Below are 5739 nucleotides of genomic sequence, written 5' to 3'. Positions count from 1 at the left end.
ATCGGGATGGATTTGTGCTCGCGGCTGTATACCCCGCCGCCCTCGCTGATCAGCGAGGTGTCGTAGTCGTCCCAGCTGGAGCGGGCCAGGTCGAACATCCGTCGTCGTTCCTGCCACGAGGTGGCCGGATCGGGGTCGGGGTCCAAAAAGATGTGGCGGTGGTCGAAGGCGGCCAGCAGGCGAATGTGGGTGGACAGTAGCATGCCATTGCCGAACACGTCGCCGCTCATGTCGCCGACGCCGACCACGGTGAAGTCCTCGGTCTGGGTGTCGACGCCCATCTCGCGGAAGTGCCGCTTGACCGCTTCCCACGTACCTTTGGCGGTGATGCCCATCGCTTTGTGGTCGTAGCCAACGGATCCGCCGGACGCGAACGCGTCGCCCAGCCAGAAGCCGTAGGACTCGGCGACCTCGTTGGCGATGTCGGAAAACGTTGCGGTGCCTTTGTCGGCGGCCACCACCAGGTAGGCGTCGTCGCCATCCCGCCGCACGACGCCCGGTGGGGCACTGACCTCGCGGGTGGTGTGGTCGACGTTGTCGGTGATGTCGAGCAGTCCGGAGATGAACAGCTTGTAGCAGTCGACGCCTTCGGCGCGGTTGGCGTCGCGATCGGCGGCGGGATCACCGGTGGGCAGCGGCGGCTGCTTGACGACGAAACCGCCTTTGGCGCCGACCGGGACGATGACCGCGTTTTTGACGGCCTGCGCCTTGACCAGACCCAGGATCTCGGTGCGGAAGTCCTCCCGACGGTCCGACCACCGCAGGCCACCGCGCGCTACGTAACCGAATCGCAGGTGCACACCTTCGACGCGGGGCGAGTACACAAAGATCTCGAACTTCGGACGCGGCAGCGGAAGCTCTTCGATCAGCTGCGCATCCAGTTTCAGCGATAGCACATTCTGGCTGCGGGCCGATCCATCTTGTGTCACAAAGTAATTGGTGCGCAGCGTAGCCTGAATCAGTTCGGCGAATGCGCGCAGGACGCGGTCGGTATCCATGCTCACCAACGCGTCGATGTCCGATGCGACCGCCGCCGCGGCAGCCTGCGCGTCACGGCTCTTCGGCGAGCCGGATGGATCGGGGTCGAACAGCGCCTCGAACAACGTGACCAGTGATCGCGCGGTCTCGGGGTTTTCGTTGACCACCGATTCGATGTGGGACTGGCTGTACGGAAAACCGGCCTGCCGCAGATATTTCGCGTAGCTGCGCAGCAGTACAACCTGCTGCCAGGTCAGGTCGGCGCGCATCACCAACTCGTTGAACCGGTCGATCTCCGCGCGGCCTTCCCAGATCGCGGTCACCGCATCGGCGAAACGCTGAGCCGTCACCTCCCGCTCCGGACCCGGCTGCGCCAGCGGGACAGTGGGCTGCGGCGCGATCTTGAACTGGTAGATCCACACCGGCAGCCCGTCCGGGCGGTTCACCGTGAACGGGCGCTCCTCGAGCACCACCACACCCATGGACTGCAGCATCGGCAGCAACTGGCTCAGTGATGCCGTCCGTCCGCCCAAATACCATGTCAGCCGGACGGTTTCGTCGTAGTCGTGATCAGACATCACCAGCTTGACCGAATCGTCGGTCAGCTCCTCGAAGATGGCGATGTCGTTGATCGCATCGGCAGGGGTGACCGCTTCTTTGTACGGCTCGGCGAACGCGCTCGCGTAGTGCTCAGCCTCAATCGGCTCAACCCCTGCTGCCGCCGCCTCGCCGAGCAGCCGGTCGGACCAGGTGCGCGCGGCTTCGGTCAACAGCGCCTGAAGCCGCACCCGGTTGGCGTCGGAGGTGTCGATCTGCGTGGCGGTGTCCGCACGTAGCCGAACCATGAAATGCAATAAAGCCCAGGGTGATTCAGTGACACGAGCAGTGAATTCGAGGCTGGTGCCGCCGAATTCCCGGACCAGGATGTCTTCGATCTGCAAACGCACCGCGGTCGTATAGCGGTCGCGTGGCAGGTAGACCAGACACGACACGAAGTACTCGAGGCGATCGGCACGCAAGAACAGCAGTGCGCGACGACCCGATCCGAGGTCGACCACCGACTTGGCCATTGCCAGCAGCTGCTCGGCGCTGCGCGCGAAAAGCTCTGAACGCGGCACGGTCTGGATCACGTCAAGCAGCAACTGCCCGGGGTGGCCGGGGTCGAGGTCGGCCAGGGTGAGCACCTCGTGGACCCTGCGCGAGATGATCGGGATTTCCAGGACATCGGCGTTCATCGCGGCAACGGTGAACAGGCCGATCAGGCGATGCTCGAAGACACGGCCGTCCGCGTCTTCCCGGACGGCGAAGACATACGGGTAAGCGCCGAAGCGCAAGTAGCTGGCAACATCGGTCTGCGCCAAGGCCAACAGTTCGTGGTCCTCGGTCAGGCGCGGACGCGAACCCGAGCGACGGCGCAGCACACCGAGGCTGGCCGTCGCCGCATCCCCCGACACGCGTCCGTCATGCACCGGGCAGCGTTGGTATCCCAGCAGCGTGAAATGCCCATCGGCCAACCAGCGCAACAGCGTGGCGACGTCACCGTTGTCGGCCCCCGGGTAGTGGCCGTTCGCGTTGGTTTCGACGTCGTGAGCCAGGCCGTTGAGCACGGCGATCATCGCCGTCGAATCCGCTGCCACCCTGCGCAAGTCGGCCAGCACCCCCGGCAGCACGCGTTCGGCTTCATCTAAGGCGTCGCGGTCCACCGATGGCACGAGCTGGACATGGATCCAGGTCTCATCGATCCCGTCACCGTCGGAATCCTTCGGCCCAACGGCAAGCAGATCTCCGGCGGCGTCCCGGCGGACATGGAAAGCCGGGTTCATGATCGCCACGTAGGCCACCCCGAGCCGATGCAGCAGCACGGTGATCGAGTCCATCAACATCGCGCCGTCGTCGGTGACCACCTGCAGCGCGGGACCGAATCCGCTCGGGTCGTCGTGCGGGTAGACCGCGACACGACTCTCCCCCGCGGGGCGATGGGAACCGAGCCGATAGTGCGCGCTCAATAACGCCGGCGTGACCGCGGGAGCCGAGAGCGACTCCGGCGCAGACCCGGAGTCGGCTTCGGCCTCGTCGTCGTGCGGGCCTTGGTAGCTGTCGGCGTAAGCCTTCGATATCCACTCGGGAATGTCGTGGCTGTCAGTGAACTTCGCCCAGTCCAGAGCATCAACCGTCATGCCGACCGCTCCTCAGCACGCATACCAACGCTGGCATGCCTGACACTAGTCGCGAGTGAGCCTTCGGTGAGTCACTCGGTGCGGACGCGCCGCTTCGGCTCCGAGCCGCTCGATCTTGTTCTCCTCGTACGCACCGAAGTTGCCTTCGAACCAGAACCACTTGGCCTCGTTGTCATCGTCGCCTTCCCACGACAGGATGTGGGTGCAGGTCCGGTCGAGGAACCAGCGGTCGTGGGAGATCACCACCGCGCAGCCGGGGAACTTCTCCAGCGCGTTCTCCAGTGAGCCCAGCGTCTCGACGTCGAGGTCGTTGGTCGGCTCGTCCAGCAGGATCAGGTTTCCGCCCTCTTTGAGCGTGAGCGCCAGGTTGAGCCTGTTGCGTTCACCACCGGACAACACCCCTGCCGGCTTTTGCTGGTCGGGGCCCTTGAAACCGAACGCCGAGACGTAGGCCCGCGACGGGATCTCGTTCTGCCCGACCTGGATGTAATCCAGCCCATCGGAGACGGTCTGCCAGACCGTCTTCTTGGGGTCGATGCCGCCCCGGGACTGGTCGACGTAGCTCAGCTTCACTGTTTCGCCGACCTTGACGATGCCGCTGTCCGGCTGTTCGAGGCCGACGATGGTCTTGAACAGCGTCGTCTTGCCGACACCGTTGGGACCGATGACGCCGACGATGCCGTTGCGCGGCAGCGTGAACGACAGGTCTTTGATCAGCGTGCGTCCCTCGAAGCCCTTGTCGAGGTGCTCGACCTCGACCACCAGGTTGCCCAGGCGCGGGCCGGTCGGGATCTGGATCTCCTCGAAGTCGAGCTTGCGGGTCTTCTCGGCCTCGGCTGCCATTTCCTCGTAGCGCTGCAGGCGGGCCTTGCTCTTGGCCTGGCGGGCTTTTGCGCCGGAACGCACCCAGGCCAGCTCCTCGGTCAGCCGCTTCTGCAGCTTGACGTCTTTGCGACCCTGCACCGACAGCCGCTCCGCCTTCTTCTCCAGGTAGGTGGAGTAGTTGCCCTCGTAGGGGTAGGCGCGGCCGCGGTCGAGCTCCAGGATCCATTGGGCCACGTTGTCCAGGAAGTACCGGTCGTGGGTGACCGCCAGCACCGCGCCCTCATATGCGGCCAGGTGCTGTTCGAGCCACTGCACACTCTCGGCGTCCAGGTGGTTGGTCGGCTCGTCGAGGAGCAGCAGGTCCGGCTTGGAGAGCAGCAGTTTGCACAGCGCCACCCGGCGCCGCTCTCCGCCGGACAGATGCGTCACCGGCTCGTCGGGCGGCGGGCAGCGCAGGGCGTCCATCGCCTGCTCGAGCTGCGAGTCGAGGTCCCACGCGTTGGCGTGGTCCAGGTCCTCCTGCAGCCGGCCCATCTCTTCCATCAGCTCGTCGGAATAGTCGGTGGCCATCAGTTCGGCGACTTCGTTGAAGCGGTCGAGTTTGACTTTGATGTCGCCGAGGCCTTCTTCGACGTTGCCGCGAACGGTCTTCTCCTCGTTCAGCGGAGGCTCCTGCAGCAAGATGCCGACCGTCGCGTCGGTGGCCAGGAACGCTTCACCGTTATTGGCCTTGTCCAGCCCGGCCATGATCCGCAAGACGCTCGACTTACCCGCCCCGTTGGGGCCGACGACACCGATCTTGGCGCCCGGATAGAAGCTCAAGGTGACGTCGTCGAGGATGACTTTGTCGCCGTGCGCCTTGCGGACCTTTTTCATCGTGTAGATGAACTCAGCCATGCGGCGGTGTTGCCTTTCTGATTGCGGGGTGTTGCTCGCGCCCCATCCTAGGCACCGCCACATCGATGCAGCTAAGCCGACAACGGTAACGCGGCCTCGGCATCGGGTGCGGTCTCGATGCTGTCCGGTTCTTTCTCCTCCTCGGTAGCGGTCGCCCCGGTCGCCGATCCGGAGGAGACCGTCTTCTCGACCCGCGCGATGCAGCGAGACAGATCGGGACCGACGGCGGTGGCGCGCATCTCCAAGGTCGACCGCCGGATGCCGTCGCGGTCCTCGTATTCGCTGGTGTAGACGTGCCCGGACACGATCACCGGCGAACCCTTGCCCAGCGATGCGCCCACACCGGAGACCAGTCGGCCCCAGCAGTTGACGGTGACGAACAGCGAGTTGCCGGGCTCCCAGGTGCCGTCGGCGACTCGGCGCCGCGAATTGCTGGCGACCCGGAACTTCATTACTTCCTGGTCACCGACCCTGCGTCGCTTGGGATCGTTGACGACGTTTCCGACCACGGTCAGTGGTGTTTCGAACATTTCTTGTTCACCTTTCTTGTATCGCACCGCAACCGGTGCTGGAGGCCATTCAGCTCGGGAGCACCGACAGCTCGATCCGATTCCGGGCGAGGACGGTTGATGCTGTGGAGAAAGCGTTGGGTGTGGATTAAGAAGTCACATCCGCCCATCGGCCCCTGGCAGCAGGGGTGTGTGGTGCCCCCTTCGAGCGACCGTGCGTGCCGAGCAGTTTTCGCTCCGAGGCGGGCAAATTGTGTGCCCCGACCCTGGCGGGGCGGGCGTGACGGTGACCGCTTAGCGTTGGCCTGACGTGTCGCGCCGTGCCAACTCGGCCAGCATCGCGTTGTAGGCCG

3 protein-coding genes are annotated in these 5739 nt (G+C 64.9%); all 3 read right to left on the bottom strand.

The window, feature by feature from the left end; genetic code table 11:
- Positions 1 to 3155: NAD-glutamate dehydrogenase domain-containing protein (locus tag VGH54_RS08420; protein ID WP_331511486.1), on the bottom strand; the 3155-nt coding region annotated here is incomplete at its 3' end.
- A 45-nt stretch (positions 3156 to 3200) separates the two neighbouring features.
- A complete protein-coding gene (gene ettA / locus VGH54_RS08415) occupies positions 3201 to 4877 on the bottom strand; it encodes an energy-dependent translational throttle protein EttA (RefSeq protein WP_331511485.1) in 1677 nt (558 codons plus the stop codon).
- 71 nt (positions 4878 to 4948) lie between these two features.
- The gene (ssb, locus tag VGH54_RS08410) at positions 4949 to 5407 is read right to left on the bottom strand and encodes a single-stranded DNA-binding protein (RefSeq protein WP_331511484.1); all 459 of its coding nucleotides are present in this window, start codon (positions 5405 to 5407) and stop codon (positions 4949 to 4951) included.
- Positions 5408 to 5739: the final 332 nt, after the last annotated feature.

The organism is Mycobacterium sp., assembly GCF_036488105.1.
Taxonomy (GTDB): domain Bacteria; phylum Actinomycetota; class Actinomycetes; order Mycobacteriales; family Mycobacteriaceae; genus Mycobacterium.
This window is presented reverse-complemented; position numbering and strand designations above follow the sequence as displayed.

Coding starts and splice junctions, on each gene's coding strand:
- ettA (WP_331511485.1), bottom strand. CDS start 4,877: ATGGCTGAGTTCATCTACACGATGAAAAAGGTCCGCAAGGCGCACGGC.
- ssb (WP_331511484.1), bottom strand. CDS start 5,407: ATGTTCGAAACACCACTGACCGTGGTCGGAAACGTCGTCAACGATCCC.